Annotated in this window: 20 protein-coding genes; 8 read left to right on the top strand and 12 right to left on the bottom strand. The window is 68.8% G+C overall.

The genetic code is table 11. The features are described from left to right. Positions 1-323: 323 nt before the first annotated feature. Genes KLO01_RS02280 through KLO01_RS02270 form a run of 3 tightly spaced genes read left to right on the top strand, consistent with a single transcriptional unit; the run spans position 324 to position 3,755 of the window. Positions 324-1,247, top strand: coding sequence for an O-antigen ligase family protein (locus tag KLO01_RS02280; protein ID WP_147061932.1), 924 nt, complete (start codon positions 324-326; stop codon positions 1,245-1,247). After that, the gene (locus KLO01_RS02275) at positions 1,244-2,311 is read left to right on the top strand and encodes a glycosyltransferase (protein ID WP_147061931.1); all 1,068 of its coding nucleotides are present in this window, start codon (positions 1,244-1,246) and stop codon (positions 2,309-2,311) included. Before KLO01_RS02280 ends, KLO01_RS02275 begins: the two co-directional genes overlap by 4 nt. Before the next feature lies 1 nt (position 2,312). Beyond that, positions 2,313-3,755, top strand: a complete 1,443-nt coding sequence (locus KLO01_RS02270; protein WP_147061930.1) for a lipopolysaccharide biosynthesis protein — start codon at positions 2,313-2,315, stop codon at positions 3,753-3,755. On the opposite strand, the gene KLO01_RS02265 is transcribed toward KLO01_RS02270, so the two are convergent. From KLO01_RS02265 to KLO01_RS02225, 9 genes are read right to left on the bottom strand one after another with little or no spacing between them, the layout of a single operon-like run. Next, positions 3,729-4,958 carry a glycosyltransferase gene (locus KLO01_RS02265; protein ID WP_147061929.1) on the bottom strand — a complete coding sequence of 410 codons (1,230 nt, stop codon included), beginning with the start codon at positions 4,956-4,958 and terminating at the stop codon, positions 3,729-3,731. The two genes, KLO01_RS02270 and KLO01_RS02265, sit on opposite strands and share 27 nt — an antisense overlap. Then, a complete protein-coding gene (gene wecB, locus KLO01_RS02260; protein ID WP_147061928.1) occupies positions 4,955-6,088 on the bottom strand; it encodes a non-hydrolyzing UDP-N-acetylglucosamine 2-epimerase in 1,134 nt (377 codons plus the stop codon). Before wecB ends, KLO01_RS02265 begins: the two co-directional genes overlap by 4 nt. Beyond that, a complete protein-coding gene (locus KLO01_RS02255; protein WP_147061927.1) occupies positions 6,085-7,191 on the bottom strand; it encodes a polysaccharide biosynthesis C-terminal domain-containing protein in 1,107 nt (368 codons plus the stop codon). Before KLO01_RS02255 ends, wecB begins: the two co-directional genes overlap by 4 nt. Beyond that, the gene (locus KLO01_RS02250) at positions 7,188-8,216 is read right to left on the bottom strand and encodes a polysaccharide biosynthesis protein (RefSeq protein WP_147061926.1); all 1,029 of its coding nucleotides are present in this window, start codon (positions 8,214-8,216) and stop codon (positions 7,188-7,190) included. Before KLO01_RS02250 ends, KLO01_RS02255 begins: the two co-directional genes overlap by 4 nt. Then, the gene (locus KLO01_RS02245) at positions 8,213-9,433 is read right to left on the bottom strand and encodes a glycosyltransferase family 4 protein (RefSeq protein ID WP_147061925.1); all 1,221 of its coding nucleotides are present in this window, start codon (positions 9,431-9,433) and stop codon (positions 8,213-8,215) included. The genes KLO01_RS02250 and KLO01_RS02245 overlap by 4 nt, the downstream gene beginning before the upstream one ends. Continuing rightward, positions 9,430-10,053, bottom strand: coding sequence for an acetyltransferase (locus KLO01_RS02240; RefSeq protein ID WP_147061924.1), 624 nt, complete (start codon positions 10,051-10,053; stop codon positions 9,430-9,432). The genes KLO01_RS02245 and KLO01_RS02240 overlap by 4 nt, the downstream gene beginning before the upstream one ends. Then, positions 10,050-10,664 (bottom strand): sugar transferase, encoded by a 615-nt coding sequence (locus KLO01_RS02235; protein ID WP_147061923.1) that lies wholly within the window; start codon positions 10,662-10,664, stop codon positions 10,050-10,052. Before KLO01_RS02235 ends, KLO01_RS02240 begins: the two co-directional genes overlap by 4 nt. Beyond that, positions 10,661-11,809, bottom strand: a complete 1,149-nt coding sequence (locus tag KLO01_RS02230) for a DegT/DnrJ/EryC1/StrS family aminotransferase (protein WP_186827884.1) — start codon at positions 11,807-11,809, stop codon at positions 10,661-10,663. Before KLO01_RS02230 ends, KLO01_RS02235 begins: the two co-directional genes overlap by 4 nt. Then, the gene (locus tag KLO01_RS02225) at positions 11,806-13,617 is read right to left on the bottom strand and encodes a polysaccharide biosynthesis protein (RefSeq protein WP_147061921.1); all 1,812 of its coding nucleotides are present in this window, start codon (positions 13,615-13,617) and stop codon (positions 11,806-11,808) included. Before KLO01_RS02225 ends, KLO01_RS02230 begins: the two co-directional genes overlap by 4 nt. Positions 13,618-13,767: 150 nt before the next feature. Here KLO01_RS02225 and KLO01_RS02220 point away from each other — a divergent pair, with 150 nt between their 5' ends. After that, positions 13,768-15,210 (top strand): tyrosine-protein kinase domain-containing protein, encoded by a 1,443-nt coding sequence (locus KLO01_RS02220; protein WP_147063045.1) that lies wholly within the window; start codon positions 13,768-13,770, stop codon positions 15,208-15,210. A gap of 78 nt (positions 15,211-15,288) precedes the next feature. Here KLO01_RS02220 and KLO01_RS02215 read toward each other — a convergent pair whose 3' ends face one another. Then, the gene (locus KLO01_RS02215; RefSeq protein WP_147061920.1) at positions 15,289-15,873 is read right to left on the bottom strand and encodes an arsenate reductase/protein-tyrosine-phosphatase family protein; all 585 of its coding nucleotides are present in this window, start codon (positions 15,871-15,873) and stop codon (positions 15,289-15,291) included. Between the two features lie 95 nt (positions 15,874-15,968). On the opposite strand from KLO01_RS02215, the gene KLO01_RS02210 reads away from it, so the two are divergent. After that, positions 15,969-16,778: an exodeoxyribonuclease III gene (locus KLO01_RS02210; protein WP_147061919.1), complete on the top strand. Its 810-nt coding sequence runs from the start codon at positions 15,969-15,971 to the stop codon at positions 16,776-16,778. Here KLO01_RS02210 and galK read toward each other — a convergent pair. Further along, positions 16,765-17,934 (bottom strand): galactokinase, encoded by a 1,170-nt coding sequence (galK, locus tag KLO01_RS02205; protein ID WP_147061918.1) that lies wholly within the window; start codon positions 17,932-17,934, stop codon positions 16,765-16,767. The two genes, KLO01_RS02210 and galK, sit on opposite strands and share 14 nt — an antisense overlap. A gap of 31 nt (positions 17,935-17,965) precedes the next feature. Between galK and trpS the strand changes: the two genes are divergently transcribed. The 3 genes from trpS to KLO01_RS02190 are packed head-to-tail and all read left to right on the top strand — an operon-like array spanning position 17,966 to position 20,713. Next, positions 17,966-19,000 carry a tryptophan--tRNA ligase gene (trpS, locus tag KLO01_RS02200; RefSeq protein WP_147061917.1) on the top strand — a complete coding sequence of 345 codons (1,035 nt, stop codon included), beginning with the start codon at positions 17,966-17,968 and terminating at the stop codon, positions 18,998-19,000. A 10-nt stretch (positions 19,001-19,010) separates the two neighbouring features. Continuing rightward, positions 19,011-19,523 (top strand): 2'-5' RNA ligase family protein, encoded by a 513-nt coding sequence (locus KLO01_RS02195; protein WP_147061916.1) that lies wholly within the window; start codon positions 19,011-19,013, stop codon positions 19,521-19,523. Between the two features lie 2 nt (positions 19,524-19,525). Continuing rightward, positions 19,526-20,713 carry a YihY/virulence factor BrkB family protein gene (locus KLO01_RS02190; RefSeq protein WP_147061915.1) on the top strand — a complete coding sequence of 396 codons (1,188 nt, stop codon included), beginning with the start codon at positions 19,526-19,528 and terminating at the stop codon, positions 20,711-20,713. 12 nt (positions 20,714-20,725) lie between these two features. Here the strand turns inward: KLO01_RS02190 and KLO01_RS02185 are convergent, their stop codons facing one another. Continuing rightward, entirely contained in the window at positions 20,726-22,015 is a 1,290-nt protein-coding gene (locus tag KLO01_RS02185) for a D-alanyl-D-alanine carboxypeptidase family protein (protein WP_147061914.1), read from the bottom strand. Positions 22,016-22,038: the final 23 nt, after the last annotated feature.

Below are 22,038 nucleotides of genomic sequence, written 5' to 3'. Positions count from 1 at the left end.
CGCCCCTCTCCGCGCTTTCGGTATGGGTGTCGCCCGTCCCCGGGGCGGCGTCACAGCCATATGCGTCTCGGATTCTTATCCTTGCCGCAATCCTCCCGACGTTAATTATCGCAATTCGTGAGCGCGTGTATTCCCGGGGTCTCAACCTCCTCGTGGTGATCACGGCCCTATTCGCGGTCTGGGGGACACTGTCGCTGCAGTGGAGTCAGAATCCTGCCCAAGGATCCCGCCAGGTTGTTGCTTCCATTTTTGGCTGCGTAGGGGCCGTCATTATCGCAGTGCTCTGTCGAACACCGTCCGCCCATCGGGCAGCACGCATAGGCATGGTGCTTGCCTTGGGAGCGCTCGCGATCATGGGGCTCATTGAGTACGTCACCGGAGTCTCTTGGGAGGCGAGAGCTGGAAGGCAGTGGCTGGCCGGCGATGCCCTTGGCGGTCCGTACATCAATCCGAACAACTATGCGTCCTTTCTGGTGGCTTTCGTGGGGCCAACCATCGTGGTGGCACGGCGCACGGCCTCCAAGCTGCTTCGGTTCTCCTGCCTTCTTCTGATCGTCCTCGCAGGTTTTCTTGCCATTCATACACTCAGTCGCACGGCCGTCATCGCGGGATTGCTGGTGCTTTGCGTGGGTATGCTCTGGCCGCTTCATGGGCAGAACCGGCATGTGCTGTCCATCCCAGCGATGCTTCTTTCGGCCGGAGTTGCAGCACTCCTCTTCTCGGGACGCATCATCTCGTCAATGAGTGGAACGTTCTCTGACGTCGATGCACAGAGCGACGAAATGCGCGTCGGACTCGCGCAGGCGGCAGCCAAGTACGCCATCGACTCCGACGGTCTGGGTATCGGTCCGGGAAGCTTCGTCTCCTATCTGCGCAGTGATCCCGGGCGAAACGTGGGCCTAGTGACCGACGCGCACAACACCTTTCTCCAGATCGGCGCCGAGTACGGCGTCATCGTCTTCGTTCCAGTTGTATGGATGATGTTCTGGCTGGCGTCATCCGTCCTGCACAAGGAGCACGGACGGGTTGTGCGCTGGACGGGACACATACGTTTGGAGCTTTCCTTGGTACTCATTGGTGTGCTGGCCGGCGGCCTCTCGGCAAGTTCGCTTATCGCGGACGGGACTTGGTGGCTGCTTATCGGCTATTCCGTCGCACTCGCAGGCCTGATACGCGCCACACCCTCTGTCGAGGGTGAGAACGAGCCCGCCGCTTCGCCTGATCGCCAGGCGGGGAGTCGCCAATGATCAACAACCCGTTACTCGCTATCGGGCCGGCCAACTATGCAGGTCAGGCCCATCAGTGGGCGCGAGCGGTGCACCTATATTCCTCGATAGATGCTGAATCGTTTGAGTATGTCGGCGGCAATCCCGGCTTCAATTTCTCAGCCGACAACCAGATTCCGGGTACTCGCTCCAACCCATGGGTTCGAAGGCGTGCCGCCGACTCGCTCCTTAAAAGGTTCACGCATGTAGCAGTCGACGGATTCCAGCGAGTCTATTCAATGCCACGTGTCGGCTCGCTCCTCAGGGATTATCGTCGTGTGGCGGGGAACGGGCGCGAACTCATTCTCATCTCACATGGATCTGACACTCGCGATCCAGATGCGCATCTGAGTCGCGTACCCTACTCGTACTTCAAATATGCTGATGGCGAATTCGTTGACCAGGCGCGCCAGCGGGTGCGACAGAATCGGCGTGTCCGTGATGCCCTGGGAGCACCGTTGCTCGTTTCCACGCCGGATTTGCTCATCGACAATCCTGAGGCGATCTGGCTCCCTCTCTGTGTAGATGTGGACCGATTTTCCGCGGGCGCGGTTGCTTTCAGCTCCGCCAAGCCCAAGGTGCTCCACATGCCTACCCGTAGAAATCCCCCCATCAAGGGTTCGCAGTTCATCGAGCCAGCCCTGGAGCAACTGGAGCGTGAGGGGGCTATCACGTGGATTCGGGGGCGGCATGTGTCGCACGCCGAGATGCCCGCATTGCTCCAGGAGGCCGACATTGTGGTTGATCAGGTGCTCACGGATTCTTTTGGAGTCAGCGCAGTGGAAGCCATGGCCTCGGGCCGGCTGACCATCGCTAACGTTGGCGCGGCTACCCGGAGGGTAATCGGGCGCGAGTTGCCGATCGTGGACCTTGATCCCGGCACCTTCTTGCAAGGATTCCGAGAGGTGCTATCAGACCGATCGCATCTACAGCGCTTGGCCAGCGCAGGCCCTGAATATGTGGCCAGTGTTCACGGTGGCCAACGGTCGGCCGCGGTCTTGGTTGAAGCGATGGGTCGGACCGCAGACATGGAGAAGCATGCCTAGTTTGAGATGGGAGCGTGTCGACTTCAATAGAGAGATCGGCTCGAGCTCGATAGGTAAGGGCGGCCTGCTCGGCATGCTTGGTGTCGGCTGGCAGGGTGGTGTCCGGTTCGTCACGAACATCCTCATCGGTAATGTGGCCGGGGCGATTCTGCTCGGTCTCACGGCCACGGCTCTCTCCATTTCACAGTTGATTGTCCTGCTCTGGCCCGCTGCTGCCGGCGCGGCAGCGTCGCGCTTCGTTGGACTGGCGCTGGGGAGGCGCGATGTCGGTGAAATGCAGAAAGTGGCCGGCTACTTCATCCGTCGCCTGATGATCTTCCAACTGGTCGCGGCCGTGATGAGCCTTACCTACTGGAGGCTCGTGGAGCGTGGTTCCTGGCTTGAGTGTCTTACGGTTGTCCTCCTCACCCTCGGTCTGGCGGGTTGGACCACAACCCGAGGAATTCTCTTCGGTTCGGGGAATGTGCGCCGCGCGGTCTTCACTGACGTTTTGACCGGCGCTGCGGGCCTCGTTGGGCTTTGTTTGTTCATGGTCTTTGGAATCCGCAGTATCGTCGTTCTCCTGCCGGTAGCCTGCGGGTACGCCCTTTACACAATCTTGTCGATTCCTCGGCTTGCCGGTTCAGACTTCGATCAGGTGCTCAACAAGGAAATTCGTAGATTCGTCATTCTCGGTACGGTAGGAACCATCAGCAGCGCAGGATTCCTCCAACTGTCCCTTTTGGCGGCGCGTCACTTTGCGGGGCTGGAAGGCGCAGGACAATATTCGGCCTCTTTGACGTTGGCGACGCCCCTCTCCTTGGTGGCTGCAGGTCTGAGTGTCGTGCTCTACCCCACCTTGGCAAGGGCTTGGGGTGGTGGATCAACTCATGAGTTCCGCAGGATTACGGATCAGGCGACGAGGGTGTTGTGTCTGGCCCTGATTGGCGGACTGGGGGTGGTGGTGATCGTCCGGGAAGGCCTTGTTGACCTTCTCTGGGGCCCCGACTTCCCTGATGTCGTCGTCGTCATGCCGCTTCTGCTTGCAGCCGTCGCTATCGGCGGGATCAGTTCGCCGTCAGTGAGTGCCATCACCACCAGATCTGAGGTTGGGATGCGAATCTCAGCCGCATCGTCTCTCTCTGGCGCGCTCGTAGGCTGCATCGCATGGGCGATCTTCGGTTCGTTGGGGGTGCAAGCCATCGCGTGGGGCTACGTCGCGGGATCGCTGATCATCGCCTTGGTCCCCATCGCGGTGACTTGGTACCGCGATGGCCACGCTTGGGTCGGGCTATCGCTCAAAGTCTTTGCAGCGTTGCTGTTGGTATGGGGCCTGAGCGTGCTGACGGAGGGGACTTCAGTGGTCGTCCAGGTGTGCGGGGCCGTTGCGTTCCTTGGCGTCTGGCTCGCCTTGAACCGAGCCGAGGCCAGCCTTGTCCTACGAGGAGTTAGCGGCAGACGCTGAGTTGGTTGAACGCATCCGCTCAATGATCGGTGCGAACTCGCCTTCCCACGTGAGGGCTGTCTCGCCCAAGTCTCGACAGTGTTGACCCATCACGTCGAGATCAATGGTGGTGTTGGCCACCTCGACGATCGAATGTGCCAGCGCCTCTTCCGAGACGTCGGTCAGCCAGCCCGCCTGGTGCTGAGTCACGAACTTGCGATTCTCGGGTAGGTCTCCTGCCAAGACTGGTCGCCCTGATGCAATGCACTCGAGAAGCTTGTTTGATAGTCCATCGTTGCCAGGGTCGAGGGACTCGTACAGAACGACACCGACGTGCGCATCCAGGTATGCGCGGCTGACTTGGTCGCTCGGTAGCGAGCCGGCCCAGACGATCGTGCGGTCCGCCCCGAGCTCGCTAGAAAGGTTCTTGAGGTGACCAGTAAAACTGTCGCGGCCCTTTCCGTAGATGTATATCTGGAAGTTCGCGTCCTTCTGAGCACGCGCAGCGGCCCGAATCAGAGTCTCGTAGCCCCGTCCTTCGAAAATGCTGCCTATGACGGCGAAACGTACTGGTGAGGGTGGCATATCGACGTATGGGGCAAGCCACGATTTCATCGGAGCGTTCCGTACCTGCACAACATCATCGAAGCCGCGGTCGCGCAGGTGGTGAACGTCCGGCTCCACCACGACCGAAGCGACATCGACAAAGGGCCGTGCGGCCCGAAGGACGATGCGTTCTACGCGGGCAAACGCGGCTGCAGCGGAACCTCGGGCCGCGACAGCTCCCGGTCGTTCCGGGATGTCCAGTACGAATTTCGATCTGTGAAGCACTTTGTGGGCAACGCCTAGAAGCGAGAGCGCGGACCCTGTCGTATGGACGACCCCAGCCGGAGTGCCGAGCGCCTCTTTGGCCATCCGGAAGATGGCGGGTACGTAGGTAAGTGCGACATTGCGAACGATGTTCAGCCTTGTTGGTTCAAGGTCTGGTGCCCGCATGTCGACGCTGAGGATATCGATCCCATCGGCGCGCGTCCTGCCCGCTGGCGACCACCTTCCGGTACGTCCAGCGCGAGACATGCCCACAAACTGAACGCGCATGCCTGCTTCGGCATAAGCCCGAGCGGCCTTGCGGGATCGCGTTGAAAGGGGGTAGGAGTCGAAAGTGATCACGACGACGTCCGCGTCGCGATTGTTCGGATCAACCTGAGCGGTCCGGTTCCTCATGAGGTTCTCCGGATGCCCGCCCACGCGTGGTGGCGGTTGGCCGTTGAGAGGATGAAGTTGATGGTGCGCTCGCTCGTGTTGTCGATGAGGTAGTCGTCGGGCGTGAGGTGGCTGACGCCGTCGCGACCACGAGGGGTGGCCATCGCCGCGCGCACCCCCGCCACGACGTCGTCGGCGTGCAGACCGGTCATGATGATGCCGCCGGTGTCGAGGGCCTCCGGGCGTTCGATCGAGTCCCGCAGCGTGACGGCGGGGAAGCCGAGCAGCGTCGACTCCTCGGCGATCGTCCCCGAGTCGGACAGGCAGCACGCGGCGGAGAGCTGGAGCTTGTTGTAGTCGTGGAAGCCGAGCGGGTCGCTGAAGGTGATGCCCTCGGGCTCGGACCAGTCCGGCAGCGCCTCGAGCCGCTTGCGGGTGCGCGGGTGGGTCGAGACGAACACGGGAAGGCCGAACGCGGCATACACCGCTGTGAGGCAGTCGATGAGGGCGCGCAGGCGCTCGGGGGAGTCGACGTTCTCCTCGCGGTGGGCGCTCACGAGGTAGTAGCCGCCCTCGGTGAGCTCGAACCGGTCGAGGACGTCGGAGGCGAGGATCTCGTCGCGGTAGGCGTCGAGGACCTCGCGCATCGGCGAGCCCGTCTTGATGATGCGGCGCGGGTGCAGGCCCTCGGCGAGGAGGTTGCGGCGGCCGTGCTCGGTGTAGACGAGGTTGAAGTCGGCGACGTGGTCGACGAGGCGACGGTTGGTCTCCTCGGGGACGTTCTCGTCGAAGCAGCGGTTGCCGGCCTCCATGTGGTAGGTCGGGATGCGCAGGCGCTTGGCCATGACCGCGGCGATGCAGGAGTTCGTGTCACCCAGGACGAGGACCGCGTCGGGGCGCTCCTCGAGCATGACCTTCTCGGCCGCGATGAGGGTGCCGCCGAGGACCGCGCCCAGGCTGGACGTGTCGACGCCGAGCATGTGGTCGGGCTTGCGGATGCCGAGGTCGCTGAAGAAGACCTCATTGAGGGCATAGTCGTAGTTCTGGCCCGTGTGCACGAGGACGTGGTCGACGGTCTCGTCGAGCCGGTGGATCACTCGGGACAGGCGGATCAGCTCGGGACGGGTCCCGACGATCGTCATGACCTTCATGCGGATGCTCCCTGCGGGCGGACGGGCTCGGGGTAGGTGTCGGGGTCCTCCGGTCGGTGCAGCTCGTGCGACCAGAACTGTGTGACAAGGGTGTCAGCGCCCGTGTTGGTGATGTTGTGGACCCAGCCGACGGGCATGTCGACGGCGCAGGGCTCCTCGCCGGTGACGTCGAAGTCGACGACCTCGTCGGTGAACATCCTGCGAAGGGAGATGCGTGCCTCGCCTGAGATGACGGCGAACCGCTCGATCTTGCGCAGGTGGTAGTGCTCGCCGCGGGTGATGCCGGGGACCGTGGTCGAGAAGGACGCCTGGCCCTCACCGCCGCGGACCCGGATCGTCTCGACGAACGTTCCGCGCGGGTCGGTGTGGGGCGTGAGCGCGATCGGGTAGTGCTCGGGGAAGAGCGCCGCGCGGTAGGTGTTGAACAGGTCCACCCGGAACGGCGTCGACAGGTCGGGGATCTCACCGGTGTCGTAGGACGCCTTGAACTCCTGGAGCAGGTCGAGCACCTCGCGCACCGTGACCGGCGTGCTGCCCGGGTCGATGCGGCGGGCGTCGCCGGTGAGACCGTCGAGGAGGGATGCGGCCGCACCCTGCGCGTGGAGCAGGCCGACCGTGTTGTCGTTCACGGTCGGTGTCGAGACGTCGCGGACGGCGTGGACGAACGTCGCGACGAACGAGTTGTATGCCGGCCGCCCGTGCTCGCCGAAGAGGTTCGGCAGCCGCACGTCGACGAGCGAGCCCCCGGTCGCCTCGGCGGACGCGGCGAGGACCTCGCGGGCGCGGCCCTTGCCGATCCCGTATGCCGTGCCGTTGCCGTCCTGGATCGAGTTGGCGTAGACGACGCGGACCGGACGACCCGAGGCGGACACTGCCGCGGCGACGTCGCGCGCGAGGTCCTCGTTGCCCTGACGGACGGTGTCGTCGTCGGCGCGGTTGACACCGGCGATGTGGATGACCGCGTCGGCGTCGGACACGGCCTCGGTCAGGCCCGCCCACGAGGTGCGGTCGACGGGGACGACCTCGTGGTCGGTGAGCGCCGCGAGACGCAGCCGCGTGTGCCAGCCGAGGAAGCCGCCGGCGCCGGTGAGGACGACCTTCACGCGACCGTCTCCCCGGTGAGCTGCTGGATCTCGGGGAGTGTGCGCAGCAGGTCGCAGGTCTGCTCGACCGTCATGCGCTCGGTGTTGTTGGAGTCGTAGTCCGTGACGTCGCGGATGTCGGTCTCGCCCTCCTCGACGAAGAGCTCGTACTCGAGCGAGCGCGCGTCGAGCGGCACCCGGAAGTAGTCGCCCTGGTCCTCGGACTTGAGCAGCTCCTCGCGGGTCAGCAGCGTCTCGAACATCTTCTCGCCGTGGCGCATGCCGATCCGTCGCACCTCGGGGTCGCCGTGGCCGAGGACGATCGAGACCGCGCGGGCCAGCGTCTCGACGGTGGAGGCCGGCGCCTTCTTGACGAAGAGGTCGCCGCTCTCGGCGTGGTGGAAGGCGTGCTCGACGAGGTCGACCGACTCCTGGAGCGACATGAGGTAGCGCGTCATCGTCGGCTCGGTGACGGTGAGCGGCTTGCCCTCCTGGAGCTGGCGGACGAAGAGGGGGATGACCGACCCGCGCGAGTACATGACGTTGCCGTAGCGGGTGATCGAGACGGTGGTGGGGGAGTTCGGGTGGTTGCGCGCGAACGCCTGCGCCGTCTTCTCCATGAGCGCCTTGGACATGCCCATGGCGTTGACCGGGTAGACGGCCTTGTCGGTGCTGAGGCAGACCACGGACTTCACGCCGGCCCGGTGCGAGGCCTCGATGACGTTGCGGCTGCCGGTGACGTTGGTCTTGACCGCCTGGTCGGGGAAGAACTCGCACGACGGGACCTGCTTGAGCGCCGCGGCGTGGAAGACGAAGTCGGCACCGATGACCGAGCTCTCGACGCTGGAGTAGTCCCGGACGTCGCCGACGAAGAACTTGACCCGCGAGTCCCCGAGCCGCTGGCGCATCTCGTCCTGCTTGGCCTCGTCACGGCTGAGGATGTTGATCCGGTCGACCCCCCGCTCGAGGAGGGAGTGGACCATCGTCGAGCCGAACGACCCGGTGCCCCCGGTGATCGTCACGAAGGCCCCGGCCATCGAACTCATTGCTGCCCTTTCGTCGCGGCCTCGAGGACCATGCTCTCCAGACGCGAAAGACCCACGTCCGGAGCGAAGATGTTTTCGTAGTGCCGCCTCGCCGCGGCGCCCCTGCGCGCCCAGGTCTGGGGCGATGTCGCCAGCGTGCGTATGCCGTGTGCCACCTCACGGTGGTTGCCCGGCGTCACGGCCACGCCGGCACCGGAGTCGGTCACGACATCGGCGACGTCACCGGCGCCGTGCACGAGGATCGGCTTGCCGGCCGCCAGCGAGGACTGCACCTTGCTCGGCATCGTGGCCCGGAGCAGGGGGGAGTCCTGGAGCGAGACGACGAGGACGTCGGCGGAGCTGAGGTGTCGGCCGACGACGTCGGACGGGACGCTGTCGTGGACGTGCACGTTGCCCGCCGGTGCGGCCTGCGCGGCGCGGGTGAGCTCGTCCTTCTCGATGCCGTCGCCCATGAGGACGAGCTGCGCCTCGGGGACCTCCTTGAAGGCCTCGACGAGCGGAAGGAGGCCCTGGAGCGTGCCGAGGTTGCCGGCATACAGGAAGAGAGGGCCCTCGGGCAGGCCGAGTGCGCGGCGCTCGCTGCTGTCCGCCACCTGGGCGCTGTCGCTCCAGTTCGGGACCCAGCGGATCTTGTCGGCCGGGACACCACGGTCGACGAGGATGTGCTCCATGCTCGGCGCGATGACGCCGATGCGGCTCGCGACCCGGTAGGACGCGTTGGTGAAGACGTGGAGCGCGCGCTCCATCGCCTTGAGGGTGCGGCCCTCGACGAAGTGGCTGCCGGTGACGCTGTCGGGCCACAGGTCCTGCATGTGCAGGCAGATCGGTGCGCGGCGGCCACGGCGGGCGAGCAGGGCGGGCACGGCTGCCGTCGCCGGCGACGAGTAGACGAGCCAGGCGTCGGGCCGCGGCACGCGAAGGTTCGCCGTCATCGTCGCCGAGGCCGCGAAGCTCAGGTAGTTGCCCATGCGGTGCACGGCGCTCTTGTCGTGGCTGGCGTAGAGGGGGCTGCGGTGCAGCGTGACGCCGGGTGCGTACTCCTCGCGGAGGTAGGACTGCTGCTTCCAGCCCTCCTGGATGCGGCCCGTCGGGTAGTTCGGGAAGCCCGTGATGACGTCGACCTCGTGGCCTCGCTCGGCGAGACCGGTCGCGATGCCGGCGGCCACGTGGGTGCCGGGCTCGGGCGGGAACCACTGGGTGATGTAGCCGATCCTCATCGGGCCGGCACCCCCTTGACGACGGTGTCCTGGGGCGTGTCGCGGACGACGACGGCCCCTGCTCCGACGGTGCTGCCGTCACCGACGACGAGTCCTTGGAGCACGACCGCGGCGGCGCCGATGTAGGCGCGCTCGCCGATCGACACGTTGCCCGAGATGCAGGCGGCGGGGTTGAGCCGGGCGCAGGCGCCGACCCGCGTGTCGTGGCCGATGGTGGCGTTCTGGTCGACGTGCACGTGGCTGCCGAGGATGACGTCCGCGCTGACCCTCGCGCCGGGGGCGATGACGACGCCGGGCTCGAGGACCGCGGAGTCGGCGACTGTCGCGTCCGGGTGCACGAGCACCGCGAAGCGCGCGCCCCGGTCCGCGAGGCAGGCGGCGATCGAGGCTCGCGCTGCCGGGTCTCCGATGGCGATGACGCAGGTGTCGTGCGGATCGGGGACCCACGCGTCGAGGGTGCCGAGTGAGGTCGCGCCGTGCCCGGCCATGAGCCGCAGCGCGTCGTGGCTCGGGGCGTCGTCGACGAAGGCCAGGGCCAGGCCCGGGTAGGCGCGGCGGGCGATCTCCGTGGTCTCTCGGGCGAACCCGCCGGCGCCGACGATGACGAGGCGTGCGCTCATGCGCGGCCGCCCCCCTCACCCATGAACTCGGGCATCGTCACGTCGCCTTCGGCCGCGATGCCGTCACGCTTGAGGACGGCACGCACCGTGCGGGCGATGATGGCGAGGTCGCCCCGCAGGGTGTGGGTGTCGACGTACTCGACGTCGAGGGCGAGGCGCTGCTCCCAGCTCGTGGCATTGCGGCCGCTCACCTGGGCGAGCCCGGTCAGGCCGGGGCGCACCTCGTGCCTGCGGGCCTGCTCGGGGGAGTAGCGCTCGAGGTAGCGCACGAGCAGCGGGCGCGGCCCGACGACCGACATGTCTCCGCGCACGATGTTCCAGAGGGTGGGGAGCTCGTCCAGGCTCGTGGACCTCAGGAAGACGCCGAACGGCGTGAGCCGGTCGGCGTCGGAGATCAGGCCCTTGGCGGGGTCGGGTTCGAGCATCGTGCGGAACTTGCGCATGACGAAGACCTCGCCGTCGAGGCCGGGCCGCTCCTGCGCGAAGAGGACGGGCGAGCCGAGCTTGCGGCGCACGGCGACGGCGACGGCGGCCTGCACCGGGAGGGAGAGCACCAGGGCAGGCGTCGTGACGACGAGGTCGAAGACCCGCTTGCGGTCGATCCGGCTCATGACGCGAGCAGGAGCCGCCGCGTCTCCGCGATCACTCGGTCGATCTGCTCGTCACCGAGCTCGGAACCGGAGGGCAGGGTCACGCCCGTGGCGAAGAGACGCTCGCTCACCCCGGTGAGGGCGGCGCGGCGGTCGGCGTGGATCGGCTGGAGGTGCATCGGCTTCCACAGGTGGCGCGCCTCGATGCCGGCGGCGTCCAGACCTGCCATGAGCGTGGTCGGGTCGACGGCGACGCTGTCCGGGTCCAGCGAGATGCAGGTGAGCCAGTGGTTGTCGTTGGCCTCGCCGGAGGCGTCACCGTCGGCGCCTCGACCGAGGAAGGTCAAGCCTTCGATGTCGGCGAACCCGGCGGTGTAGCGACGGCGGATCTCGCGGCGACGCCCGATCATCGAGTCGAGGCGCTCGAGCTGACCGACGCCCAACGCCGCGAGGATGTTGGACATCCGGTAGTTGTAGCCGATCTCGGTGTGCTCGTACCAGGCTGCGGGCTGGCGCGCCTGAGTCGAGAGGTAGCGGGCCCGGGCCAGGAGCTCGAGGTCGTCGCTGAGCAGCATCCCGCCACCCGAGGTGGTCATGATCTTGTTGCCGTTGAACGACAGCGCCGCGGCCCGGCCGAACGAGCCGGCGGGGCGGCCGGCGTGGCTCGCGCCCAGGGCCTCGGCGGCGTCCTCGACCAGCGGCACTCCGAGGCGCTCGAGGCGGTCACCGAGCGCGGTGTAGTCGCAGCAGCGCCCGAAGAGGTCGACGGTCATCACTGCGGTGACCGTGCGGCCCTCGGAGAGCAGCGTCTCGACCGTCTCGACGAGGAGGTCGACGTCGACGTTGGCGTCGTCGGTCGAGTCGACGAACACCGGCTCCGCGCCGGTGTAGGCGACGGCGTTGGCCGAGGCGGCGAAGGTCATCGAGGGCAGGACGACGACGGTGTCGGGGCCGGCGCCGAGCTCGAGCAGTGCCAGGTGCAGGGCGGCGGTGCCGGACGAGAGCGCGAGCGCCCCGGCGACGCCGCTGCGCTCGGCGACCTCGCGCTCGAAGCGGTCGACCATGGGTCCAAGGGGGGCGACCCAGCCGGAGCGCAGGGCCTCGAGGACGTACTTCTCCTCGACGTCGGTGACGTGGGCTCGCGAGAGGTGGATCCGCTCGCTCACGGCTGCATCACGTCCTGCATCGACTGGGTCAGCATCCATCGCCGGGCATCCTCGGGTTCGGTGACCTGGGCCTGCGCGACCTCAGTCAGTGACATCGCGGGGACCTCGACCTTGCTGATGAGGGAGTGCCCTGCGGAGATGATCTGCTCGCCGGGGGCGAAGAGCTCCTCCGACATCTTCTCGCCGGGACGCAGCCCGGTGAAGACGACCTCGATCCCGGGCTTGCCCGAGAGGTCGATGAGGGTGTGGGCGACGTCGAGGATCTTCACCGGCTCGCCCATGTCGAGGACCATGACGTCGCCGTTGGCACCGATCGCAGCCGCCTGCAGGACGAGCTGGCTCGCCTCGGGGATGAGCATGAAGAAGCGCTCGACGTCGGGGTGGGTGATCGTCACGGGTCCACCCTGCTCTATCTGGGCGGTGAAGGCCGTGATGACAGACCCACGCGAACCGAGAACGTTGCCGAACCGGACGCTGACGAACGTGCCGTGATGGTGGCCGGCGAATTCGGCCGTGAGGCGCTCGGCGAGCCGCTTGCTGTAGCCGAGGACGCAGGTGGGGTTGGCCGCCTTGTCGGTGGAGATGTTGACGAAGGTCTCGACCTCGACGTCCTGGGCGGCGGCGAGCACGTTGGCGGTGCCGAGCACGTTGGTCTGCCACGCCTCGAGGGGGTACTGCTCGAGCAGGGTCAGGTGCTTGAGCGCCGCCGCGTGGAAGACGACCTCCGGTCGCTCCTGTTCGAAGATCCGGCGCAGGGCCTCGGGGTCCCGGATGTCGCAGAGCGCGAGGGTGCCGTCGTCGAGGAGTGCGCGACCGGTGAGGCTCATCTGCGTCCCGTGCAGCGCCGACTCGTCGCGATCGAGGAGGATGAGCTTGGCCGGGCCGAAGCGGGCGATCTGGCGGGCGAGCTCGGAGCCAATCGAGCCACCGGCGCCGGTGACGAGGACCCGCTTGCCGGTGATGGACTCCGAGATCGAGCCCGGGTCCATGGTGATGCGCTGGCGGCCGAGGAGGTCCTCGAGGTTGAGCTTGTGGAGGTCGGCGCCGCTGGCCGGACCGAGGAGGCGCCCCACGGGAGGAAGCACGAGGAGCTCGAGGTGGTGGGAGCGGGCCAGGTCGCGGATCTCGCGTAGCCGGTCGGCCGGGATGGAGGGCATGGCCACGGCGAGCGTCGTCGCCCCCGTGCGCTCGACGACGTCGGCCAGCCGGCCGGCGCCGCCCGCGACACGCAGGCCGTCGATGACCATGCGCCGCTTGCGAGGGTCGTCGTCGATGACGGCGACCGGGACCATCCGTCCATCCGTCGTCGTGTCGCGGACGAGGGCGCGCACGAGCTGGCGGCCACCCTCACCGGCGCCGTAGACGACGACCGGCACGTCGTTCTCACGGAGCGGGCCGCGCCCCCAGCGGTAGGAGCGGACGATGAACCGCAGCGCGAACATGCCGACGAGGGCAAGGACGGGAGCGCCGAAGGGCAGGCTGCGCGGCACGTCGAAGACGTTGGTGAGGAACCTCAGCCCGATCAGGACGACGGCGACGACGAGCGCCGCCCGCGCCACCTGGGCGGTCTCCTCGAACGAGCCGCGGCGGTGCTGGTGGTACATGAGGCCGAATGCGAGGCCGACGATGAACTGCAGCGCACCCGCCGCGCCGGCGAAGGCCAGGACATCGCGCTGAGTCGCGAGCGCGGTGTCCATGTCGAAGCGGAGCCACGCCGAGGCGATGACGGCCGTCCCGGCGATCCCGGCGTCCACGAGGGCCCAGGCGAGGCGCACTGCGAGGTCGCGTCGATCTCCGGTCGTGTGCACGGGTGTGATCGCTCCATCTGTCGTCGGGGGTGCGCCGGGACGAGGGCTTGCCCCCAAACTTCCCGCGCGGCAGTCGTCGAGTGCGGCAGGTACTGTTGCGTTGAACCCATGGCCGCGCGGCCACCCATGTGAGGATGCCCCTTGGACCTGATGAGTTACGTGCAGATAGTACGCCGTCGCTGGCGCACTCTGGTCGCTGTCTCACTCGTCGTGCTCGCCCTCGCGGCCGGGCTGACGCTGATCTCGACCCCCCTGTACACGTCCAGCACCCAGTTCTTCGTGTCCACCGCGGACTCGGCGAGCAGCACTCAGCTCGCCGTGGGTTCGACGTTCACCCAACAGCGTGTGAAGTCCTACAGCCAGCTGCTCAAGACCCCGCGCCTCCTCGACCCGGTCATCGCCAAGTCAGGGGCGAGCGACACGCCCGGGGGACTCGCCGGCAAGATCACCGCGACTACGCCACCGGACACCGTCCTCATCGATGTGTCGGTCACGGACCCCGACGCCACCAAGGCGCGCGACATCGCTCAAGCCATCTCAGCGGAATTTCCGAAGATGGTGGACGACCTCGAGCGAGTGAGCGCAGACGCCGACAGTCCGGTCAAGGTCACCGTCGTGCGAGAGCCCTCGGTGGCCTCCTCGCCCGTGAGTCCTCGTCCTGCGCGCAACCTCGCCCTCGGGCTCGTGCTCGGACTCCTCGCGGGCTTCGCCGCCGCGGTGGTCAAGCAGATGCTCGACACCAAGCTCCGCACCAAGGAGGACGTCGAGGCCATGACCGACGCCGTCGTCCTCGGCGGGATCCCGTTCGACGCCGACGCCGAGAAGCACCCGCTCATCATCCAGGCCGACCCGCTCTCCGGGCGCGCCGAGGCCTTTCGGTCGCTGCGCACGAACCTCCAGTTCGTCGACGCCGCCAACCACCCCCGCGTCCTCGTCGTCACCTCGTCGATCGCCGGTGAGGGCAAGTCGACGACGACCGCGAACCTCGCGCTGGCCATGGCCGAGTCGGGCGCCAGCGTCTGCGTCGTCGAGGGTGACCTCCGCCGCCCGCGTCTGCTGACCTACCTCGGGCTCGAGGGCTCCGTCGGTCTCACCGACGTGCTCATCGGCCGCTACGAGCTCGACGACGTGCTCCAGCCGTTCGGTGCGCACTCGCTCACCGTGCTCGGCGCGGGCGCCTCGCCGCCCAACCCCAGCGAGCTGCTCGGCTCCACGTCGATGCGCAACACGCTCGACGAGCTGCGCCGCCGCTTCGACTACGTCCTCATCGACGGTGCCCCGGTGCTGCCCGTGACCGACTCGACGGTCCTCACCCGCCTCGCCGACGGTGCCATCATCGTGGCCGGCAGCGGCGTCGTCACCAAGGACCAGTTCGACCACGCGCTCGAGACGTTCGAGACGGTCAACGGCACCGTCCTGGGTGTCGTGCTCAACCGCATCCCGCGCCAGTCGCGCGGCGGCTACTACGACTACCGCTACGAGTACCGCCCGGAGGGCCAGCCCTCGAGCAAGCGCAGCGAGAAGAGCGGTCGCCGTCGTCGCGGTCAGGACGACACGACGACCCGTCCCCGCAAGGATCTCGTCGGGAGCTGAGTCACCGCTCGACCCGGCACGCAGGGACGCCCACGGCTCAGGCCGTGGGCGTCCCTGCGTCTGTGTCCGGGGCCGGCGTCAGTGGCGCAGCGCCGCGACGACCGCGGGGAGCGAGGCGGAGATCTCGGTGACCATCTGGTCGAAGACCTCGGGAGACTGGCGGTAGGGGTCGACGATGCCGGACTGCTCGGGCAGCCGCGGGTTGACGATGCCGCGCCGACCGATCGCTGCAGCGGCCACCTTGGCCACCCGGTTGTGGCCGGGAGCGGCGGCGATCTCCTGCGGCGTCACGTCGGCGAGCAGGTCGCCGAGGTCATGGAGGGCGAACGAGTAGCGCAGCGCCCGCGGGTGCAGCGGCACGACCTCGGACAGGTGCTCGCGCGTCGCGCCGATGATGAGGTCGGAGGCCGCGACGATCTCGCGGGTGATCTGGCGGGCGGCGAACCCCTCGGCGTTGGCGCCCACGGCGACGAGGCGCTGGGCGGACTCGGGGTCGACCGGGGAGCCCACGAGGGCGCCGGTGCCGGCGCTCGACACCGCGATCCCCGTGCCGGAGAGCTCGCGTGCGAGGACCCGCTCGATGTAGGGGGAGCGGCAGATGTTGCCGGTGCACACCACGAGGATGCGGCCGTTGGTGACGTCGGGACCGCTCACTGCTGACATGCCCCTCACCCTATGCAAGTCTCCTGACCGGGAACTGTGAACACTCGGGTCGCGGACGTTGAACTGCGCGTTCACCCCTCATCTAGGCTTCTCCGGTGCGTCTCACCTCGGCCAACGTCAACGGCATCCGTGCCGCCGCCCGCCGTGGTGGCCTGGACTGGCTCCGGGCCCAGCACGCCGACGTCCTCACTCTCCAGGAGGTGAGGGCGCGCGACGACCAGCTCGCCCAGGTCCTCGCCGACGGCGGCCTCGGCGACTGGCACGTCACCTCGGCGCCGGGCCGCACCAAGGGCCACGCGGGCGTCGCCGTGCTCACCCGGCAGCCGCCGCTGCGCACGAGCACCGACATCGGCCCCGTGGAGTTCAGCGACGCCGGGCGGTGGGTCGAGGTCGACGTGCGCGGGCCCGACGGGCCGGTCACCGTCATCTCGACCTACGTCCACACCGGTGAGGCGCGCACCCCGCGCCAGGACGAGAAGATGCGCTTCCTCGACGCCGTCGGCTCGCGTCTCGAGACCCTCACGGCGAACGACGGGTATGCCGTCCTCACCGGTGACCTCAACATCTGCCACTCCGCGGACGACCTCAAGAACTGGAAGGGCAACACCGGCAAGTCCGGCTTCCTCCCCGAGGAGCAGGCCCACCTCGACCGCTGGATGGCCGAGCACGCCTACGTCGACGTCCACCGGGCGCTGCACGGTCCGGGGCCGGGCCCCTACACGTGGTGGTCGTGGCGCGGGAAGGCGTTCGACAACGACGCCGGCTGGCGGATCGACTACCAGTTCGCCAGCGCGCCGCTCGCCGCCCTGGCGACGCGTGCGGAGGTCGGCCGCGCGGCGGCATACGACCAGCGGTGGAGCGACCACGCCGCCCTCACGGTCGACTACGAGATCACGCTGGGCTGAGCCGGTCGCGGGCTGCGGAGCCCGCCGCGGTGACCGCGAACGACACCGGCGCCGTCAGCCGTGCCTCGGCGAAGGCGTCCTCGATCGCGGACGACACCCGGTCGACGTCCTCGGCACGGACGAGCGAGATCGCCGACCCGCCGAAGCCTCCACCGGTCATCCGGGCACCGAAAGCGCCTTGAGCGACGGCCGTGTCGACGACGAGGTCGAGCTCGGTGCACGAGACCTCGTAGTCGTCGCGCAGCGACTCGTGCGAGGCGACGAAGAGCCGCCCGACCTCGTCGAGGTCGCCGTCGCGCAGTGCGTCGACGACGGCGTCGACCCGCTCGATCTCGGTGACGACGTGACGGGTGCGGCGTCGCAGCTCGTCGTCGGGCAGTGCGTCGAGCGTCTCGTCCAGGGGTCGGTCGACGACGTCGCGCAGGAACTCCACGCCGAGCAGGTCGGCGGCCTTCTCGCAGGCGTCGCGTCGTGCGCCGTACTGCCCGTCGGCGAGGGCGTGGCTCGCCCGGGTGTCGGTGACGAGGAGGACGACGTCGTGCGCCTCGAGGTCGAACGGCACCTGCGACGTCGCGCCGTCGCGGCAGTCGAGGCGCAGCGCGTGGGCCGGGGTGCAGTGCATCGCCGCGGCCTGGTCCATGCCGCCGGTCGGTGCGCCGGCGACGTCGTTCTCGGCCCGCTGGCAGGCGGCGGCGAGCGCCGCTCGTCCCTCGGCCGACTCGAGCAGCCCCAGCCCGAACAGGTCGGAGGCTGCGGCCGCCACGGAGCACTCGAGGGCCGCGGAGCTCGACAGGCCCGCGCCGAGGGGCACCCGGCCGTCGACGAGGACGTCGAGGCCGCGGACGGCATACCCGGCTTCTCGAAGCGCCCACAGGACACCCGCGACGTATGCCGTCCACCCGCTCGGGTGCCCGGCCGCGACCTCGTCGATGCGCACCTCGACGGACGACTCCTCCTGGAGGGAGGCGATCCGCAGGACGTCGTCGTCGCGGGCCGAGGCCGCGCACGAGGTGCGGTGGGGGAGGGCGATGGGCAGGGCGAGCCCGCCGTTGTAGTCGGTGTGCTCGCCGATGAGGTTGACCCGGCCGGGCGCCGACCACACGCCGTCGGGGGCGTGGCCGTAGAGCGTGGCGAAGGTCTCCGGGAGGCGCGGCACGGTGCGAGTCTAGGTGGGCCCACCTGACACAATGACGCGCATGTCCGCACCCGTGACCCCCCAGGCGGCTCCCCGGATCCTCTCCGGGATGCAGCCCACCAGCGACTCGCTCCACCTCGGCAACTACCTCGGGGCACTGGTCAACTGGGTGACGCTGCAGGACGAGTTCGACGCCTACTACTTCGTCGCCGACCTCCACGCCCTCACCGTCCCGACCGACCCGGCGGTGCTGCGCGCCCGCACCCGCGCCACCGCGGCACAGTTCATCGCCGGCGGCGTGGACCCCGAGCGCTCGGCGGTGTTCTGCCAGAGCCACATCACCGAGCACGCCGAGCTCGGCTGGGTCATGAACTGCCTCACCGCCGACGGCGAGGCCCGCCGGATGACGCAGTTCAAGGACAAGACGGCCAAGGGGCAGAACGCCAACGTCGGGCTGCTGACCTACCCGATGCTCATGGCCGCCGACATCCTCATGTACGACGCCGCGTTCGTGCCCGTCGGTGAGGACCAACGCCAGCACCTCGAGATCACCCGCGACCTCGCGACCCGCTTCAACACCCGGTTTGGTGAGGCGCTCGTCGTCCCCGAGCCCTACATCGTCAAGGGCGCGGCCAAGATCCAGGACCTCCAGGAGCCGACCGCCAAGATGAGCAAGACCGGGTCGTCGCCCAAGGGGCTCATCGACCTCATGCAGGACCCGGCCAAGATCGCCAAGAACATCCGGTCGGCCGTCACCGACACCGACGCCGAGATCCGCTACGACGTCGACACCAAGCCGGGTGTCTCCAACCTGCTCGTCATCCACTCGATCCTGTCCGGCACACCGGTCCCGGAGCTCGAGGCGGCGTTCGCCGGTCGTGGCTACGGCGACCTCAAGAAGGAGGTCGCCGACGTCGTCGTCGCGGCCGTCGAGCCCTTCCAGGCGCGGATGCGCGAGCTGCTCGACGACCCCGCCGAGCTCGACCGGATCCTCGCGTCCGGTGCCGAGCGGGCCCGGGTCGTGGCGCGCGCGACGATGGAACGTGTGCGGGACCGGGTCGGCCTCCTGCCCTCTGCATCCCGATAGGGTCGAGCGCATGCCCACCCACGGAGTGGCCATCACCGTGCCCGAACCCCATGGCTCGGCGCTGCAGGACGCGCGCGAACGCTTCGGGGACCCCTTGGCCCGGTTCATCCCGCCCCACATCACCCTCCTGCCACCGACCGAGATCGACGAGCCGTCGCTCGACGCGTTCCAGACCCACCTCGGCGTCGTCGCCGCGGCGCACGCGCCGTTCCGGATGACGCTCGCCGGCACGGGCACGTTCCGGCCGCTGTCACCCGTCGTGTTCGTCCAGGTGTCCTCGGGCATCTCGCAGTGCGAGCTTCTTGAGACGGCCGTGCGCTCCGGACCGGTGGAGCGCACCCTGGAGTTCAACTACCACCCGCACGTGACGATCGCCCACCACCTCGACGAGGACCGGCTCGACGTCGCGTTCGACGGGCTCGTCGACTACCGCTGCAGCTTTGACGTGACGTCGTTCGAGCTGTTCCACCAGACCGACGACGGCGTCTGGCGCCCGCTGTCCTCGTACGCGCTGGAAGGCTGAGCATGGACCGCCTCAAGGCGATCTGGGCCAGCGTCCAGCGAACCCGGCTCTGGCACGCGTGGAAGCGCTACGGCGACTCGCGCGGCAACCTGCTCGCGGGCGGCATCGCGTACTTCGCGTTCTTCTCGCTCTTCCCGGTCATGGCCCTGGCCTTCACCGTCTTCGGCGTCCTGCTCCAGGACAACCAGCAGTGGCTGGACCAGATCCGCGACTACCTCAACCAGACGCTGCCGGGCTTCATCAAGGACGGCGACTCCGGGATCATCCCGCTCGAGACGCCCGGTGACGGCGCGCTGACGATCACAGGTCTCGTCGGGCTCGCCGGCCTCCTGTATGCCGGCCTCGGCTGGCTGGGTGCCCTGCGCGACGGCATCCGCACGGTCTTCGGCGCCGAGGGCGAGCCCGGCAACGCCATCACCACCAAGCTGCGCGACCTCGGCGTGCTCGTCCTGCTCGGGTTCGCCATCGTCGTCTCGGCGGCGGTGACCGGTGTCGCGAGCGCACTCACCGGCTGGATCGCCGAGGCGATCGGTCTCGGGGGCCAGCAGTGGCTGCTGCGCGGCATCGCCCTCGTCATCGGCGCCGCGCTCGACGGGCTCGTCGTCCTCGTCATGCTCCGGCTGCTCTCCGGGGTGGACGTCCCGTGGCGCGGCCTCGTCGGCGGCGCCGTCGTCGGCGGGATCGGCCTCACGCTGCTCAAGGTCCTCGGCACGAGCCTCATCGCCGGCACGACCAACAACCCGCTCTTCGCGTCGATCGCCCTCGTCGTCGGACTGCTCGCGTGGCTGAACTTCATGTCGCGCATCGTCCTGCTCGCCGCTGCGTGGAGCGCGAACTCGCTCGAGTCCGGGGCGCTGGCCGACCTCAGCGAGGGACAGCGCTCCAAGCTCGCCGAGGGTCCGGCCCTGCCGGTCTCGGCAGCCGTCGACCCCACGGTGCCCGACCCGGTGTGGCTCGGTGCGTCGCCGGAGTCCGCCTCCCGGGCGAGCAGGGCCTCCGGGGTGAGCCCAGCGGACGCGGCGCGGACCGCGGACGGGGGCGGCCGGCATACCGACCGGGTCGTGGCACCACGCGCGAAGCGGGCCGACGACCGGGTCAACCTCGCGATCGGGGCGGCACTCGGTGCGTCCGCCGCGGCCGGCCTCGGCCTGGCCACGGGGATCCTGCGCCGCGTCACCGGCCGCCGCTAGGCCCCTCGGACCTCAGCGGTGGCGGCGCGCGCCTGACGCCCGGCGCGGACGGGCGCGGCGACGGCGGGTCACGAGGAGCAGGGCCACGAGCGCTGCGCCACCGGCCAGCGGCAGGAGCGAGGGCGTGACCGATCCTCTGGAAGCGGTGAGTGACGCTGCCACCGAGGTGGCGGGGTCGTCGCCGCGCTCGCCGCTGCGCTGTTGCGTGTCCGGTGCTGCCGCAGCCGGTGGCTGGGGCACCTCGCCACGGTCGACGAGCCGGCCGATCGGCGTGACCTTGTCGCCGTGGGCGAAGGCCCAGTCGAGCAGCGAGGCGGCGGGTCGCCAGCTGCTGCCCGTGCCGTACATCTCGGTGACGATGTAGGTCTTGCCGCCACGGCGGGCGGCACCGATGAACGTCCGGTGCGCCGCCTTGGTGAAGCCGTTCTTGACGCCGATGGTGCCCGGGTAGTTCCACAGCAGGCGGTTGTGGTTGCCGATCGCGTAGGTGGGGCGGGCCGCGCCACGGACGGCGCGCGCCGGGAAGGTCGACGCCTTGGTCGTCGCGATCCGGACGTAGTCGGGGTTCGCGATGGCGGCGCGCCCGATGAGGGCGAGGTCGTAGGCGCTGGACTGCTGGCCGGGAGCGTCGAGACCGCTGGGGTCGACGACGACGGTGTCGTGGGCCCCGAGCTCGTCGGCGAGGGCGTTGAGCTCGGTGACCGTCTTGGCGACGCCGCCGTTGAGGGAGGCCAACCCGTATGCCGCGTCGTTGCCGGACGACATGATGAGCGCCTCGAAGAGCTGCTTGGCGGCGTAGGCCTGGCCCGCGACCATGCCGACCCGAGTGCCCTCGGCGTTGGTCTCGGCCGCGGTGGCGGTGAGCACCGCCGCCGGGTCGATGCGCGGCAGCAGGTGGATCGCGGTGAGCGCCTTGAGCGTGCTCGCCGGGAGCAGGGGCGCGTGCGGGTTGCGTGCCGCGAGGATCTCGCCGGTGTCGGCGTCGGCGATGAGCCACGCGACGTCGCTCACGGCCGGCGGTGCCGGGACACCGGCCGGTGCGTCGAGCAGCAGGGTGTCCATGGGTGCCAGGCCCGGGCCGCCGATGCTCTCGGCAGGGTCGAGGCGGCGCGTCACCGGCGGCAGCGTGGGGCTGGGTGAGGCGGTCGCTGCGGGGCTGGTGGGACTGCTCGGGCTGGTCGGCGCGGCCGCCCGGGTCGGAGCAGGGGTGGGAGTGGGGGCGGCGGTGGCGGTCGTCGGGCCGGCCACGAGGGCCGCCGAGACCAGAGCCGCAGCTCCTGCGGTGATCACACCGCTGCGCATCCGGGCCTCCTCTCGACCGGCCC

The sequence above is a fragment of the Knoellia locipacati genome (assembly GCF_007992835.1).
Classification (GTDB): Bacteria; Actinomycetota; Actinomycetes; order Actinomycetales; family Dermatophilaceae; genus Knoellia; species Knoellia locipacati.
The sequence above is the reverse complement of the archived record's forward strand: the minus strand, read 5'-3'. Positions and strand labels throughout refer to the sequence as shown.

Bases quoted from the DNA above. Each gene is read 5' to 3' on its own strand.
- KLO01_RS02280 (WP_147061932.1), top strand. From the start codon at position 324: ATGGTGCTTGCCTTGGGAGCGCTCGCGATCATGGGGCTCATTGAGTAC.
- KLO01_RS02275 (WP_147061931.1), top strand. From the start codon at position 1,244: ATGATCAACAACCCGTTACTCGCTATCGGGCCGGCCAACTATGCAGGT.
- KLO01_RS02265 (WP_147061929.1), bottom strand. From the start codon at position 4,958: ATGAGGAACCGGACCGCTCAGGTTGATCCGAACAATCGCGACGCGGAC.
- wecB (WP_147061928.1), bottom strand. From the start codon at position 6,088: ATGAAGGTCATGACGATCGTCGGGACCCGTCCCGAGCTGATCCGCCTG.
- KLO01_RS02250 (WP_147061926.1), bottom strand. From the start codon at position 8,216: ATGAGTTCGATGGCCGGGGCCTTCGTGACGATCACCGGGGGCACCGGG.
- KLO01_RS02245 (WP_147061925.1), bottom strand. From the start codon at position 9,433: ATGAGGATCGGCTACATCACCCAGTGGTTCCCGCCCGAGCCCGGCACC.
- KLO01_RS02240 (WP_147061924.1), bottom strand. From the start codon at position 10,053: ATGAGCGCACGCCTCGTCATCGTCGGCGCCGGCGGGTTCGCCCGAGAG.
- KLO01_RS02235 (WP_147061923.1), bottom strand. From the start codon at position 10,664: ATGAGCCGGATCGACCGCAAGCGGGTCTTCGACCTCGTCGTCACGACG.
- KLO01_RS02220 (WP_147063045.1), top strand. From the start codon at position 13,768: ATGAGTTACGTGCAGATAGTACGCCGTCGCTGGCGCACTCTGGTCGCT.
- KLO01_RS02215 (WP_147061920.1), bottom strand. From the start codon at position 15,873: ATGTCAGCAGTGAGCGGTCCCGACGTCACCAACGGCCGCATCCTCGTG.
- trpS (WP_147061917.1), top strand. From the start codon at position 17,966: ATGACGCGCATGTCCGCACCCGTGACCCCCCAGGCGGCTCCCCGGATC.
- KLO01_RS02195 (WP_147061916.1), top strand. From the start codon at position 19,011: ATGCCCACCCACGGAGTGGCCATCACCGTGCCCGAACCCCATGGCTCG.
- KLO01_RS02190 (WP_147061915.1), top strand. From the start codon at position 19,526: ATGGACCGCCTCAAGGCGATCTGGGCCAGCGTCCAGCGAACCCGGCTC.
- KLO01_RS02185 (WP_147061914.1), bottom strand. From the start codon at position 22,015: ATGCGCAGCGGTGTGATCACCGCAGGAGCTGCGGCTCTGGTCTCGGCG.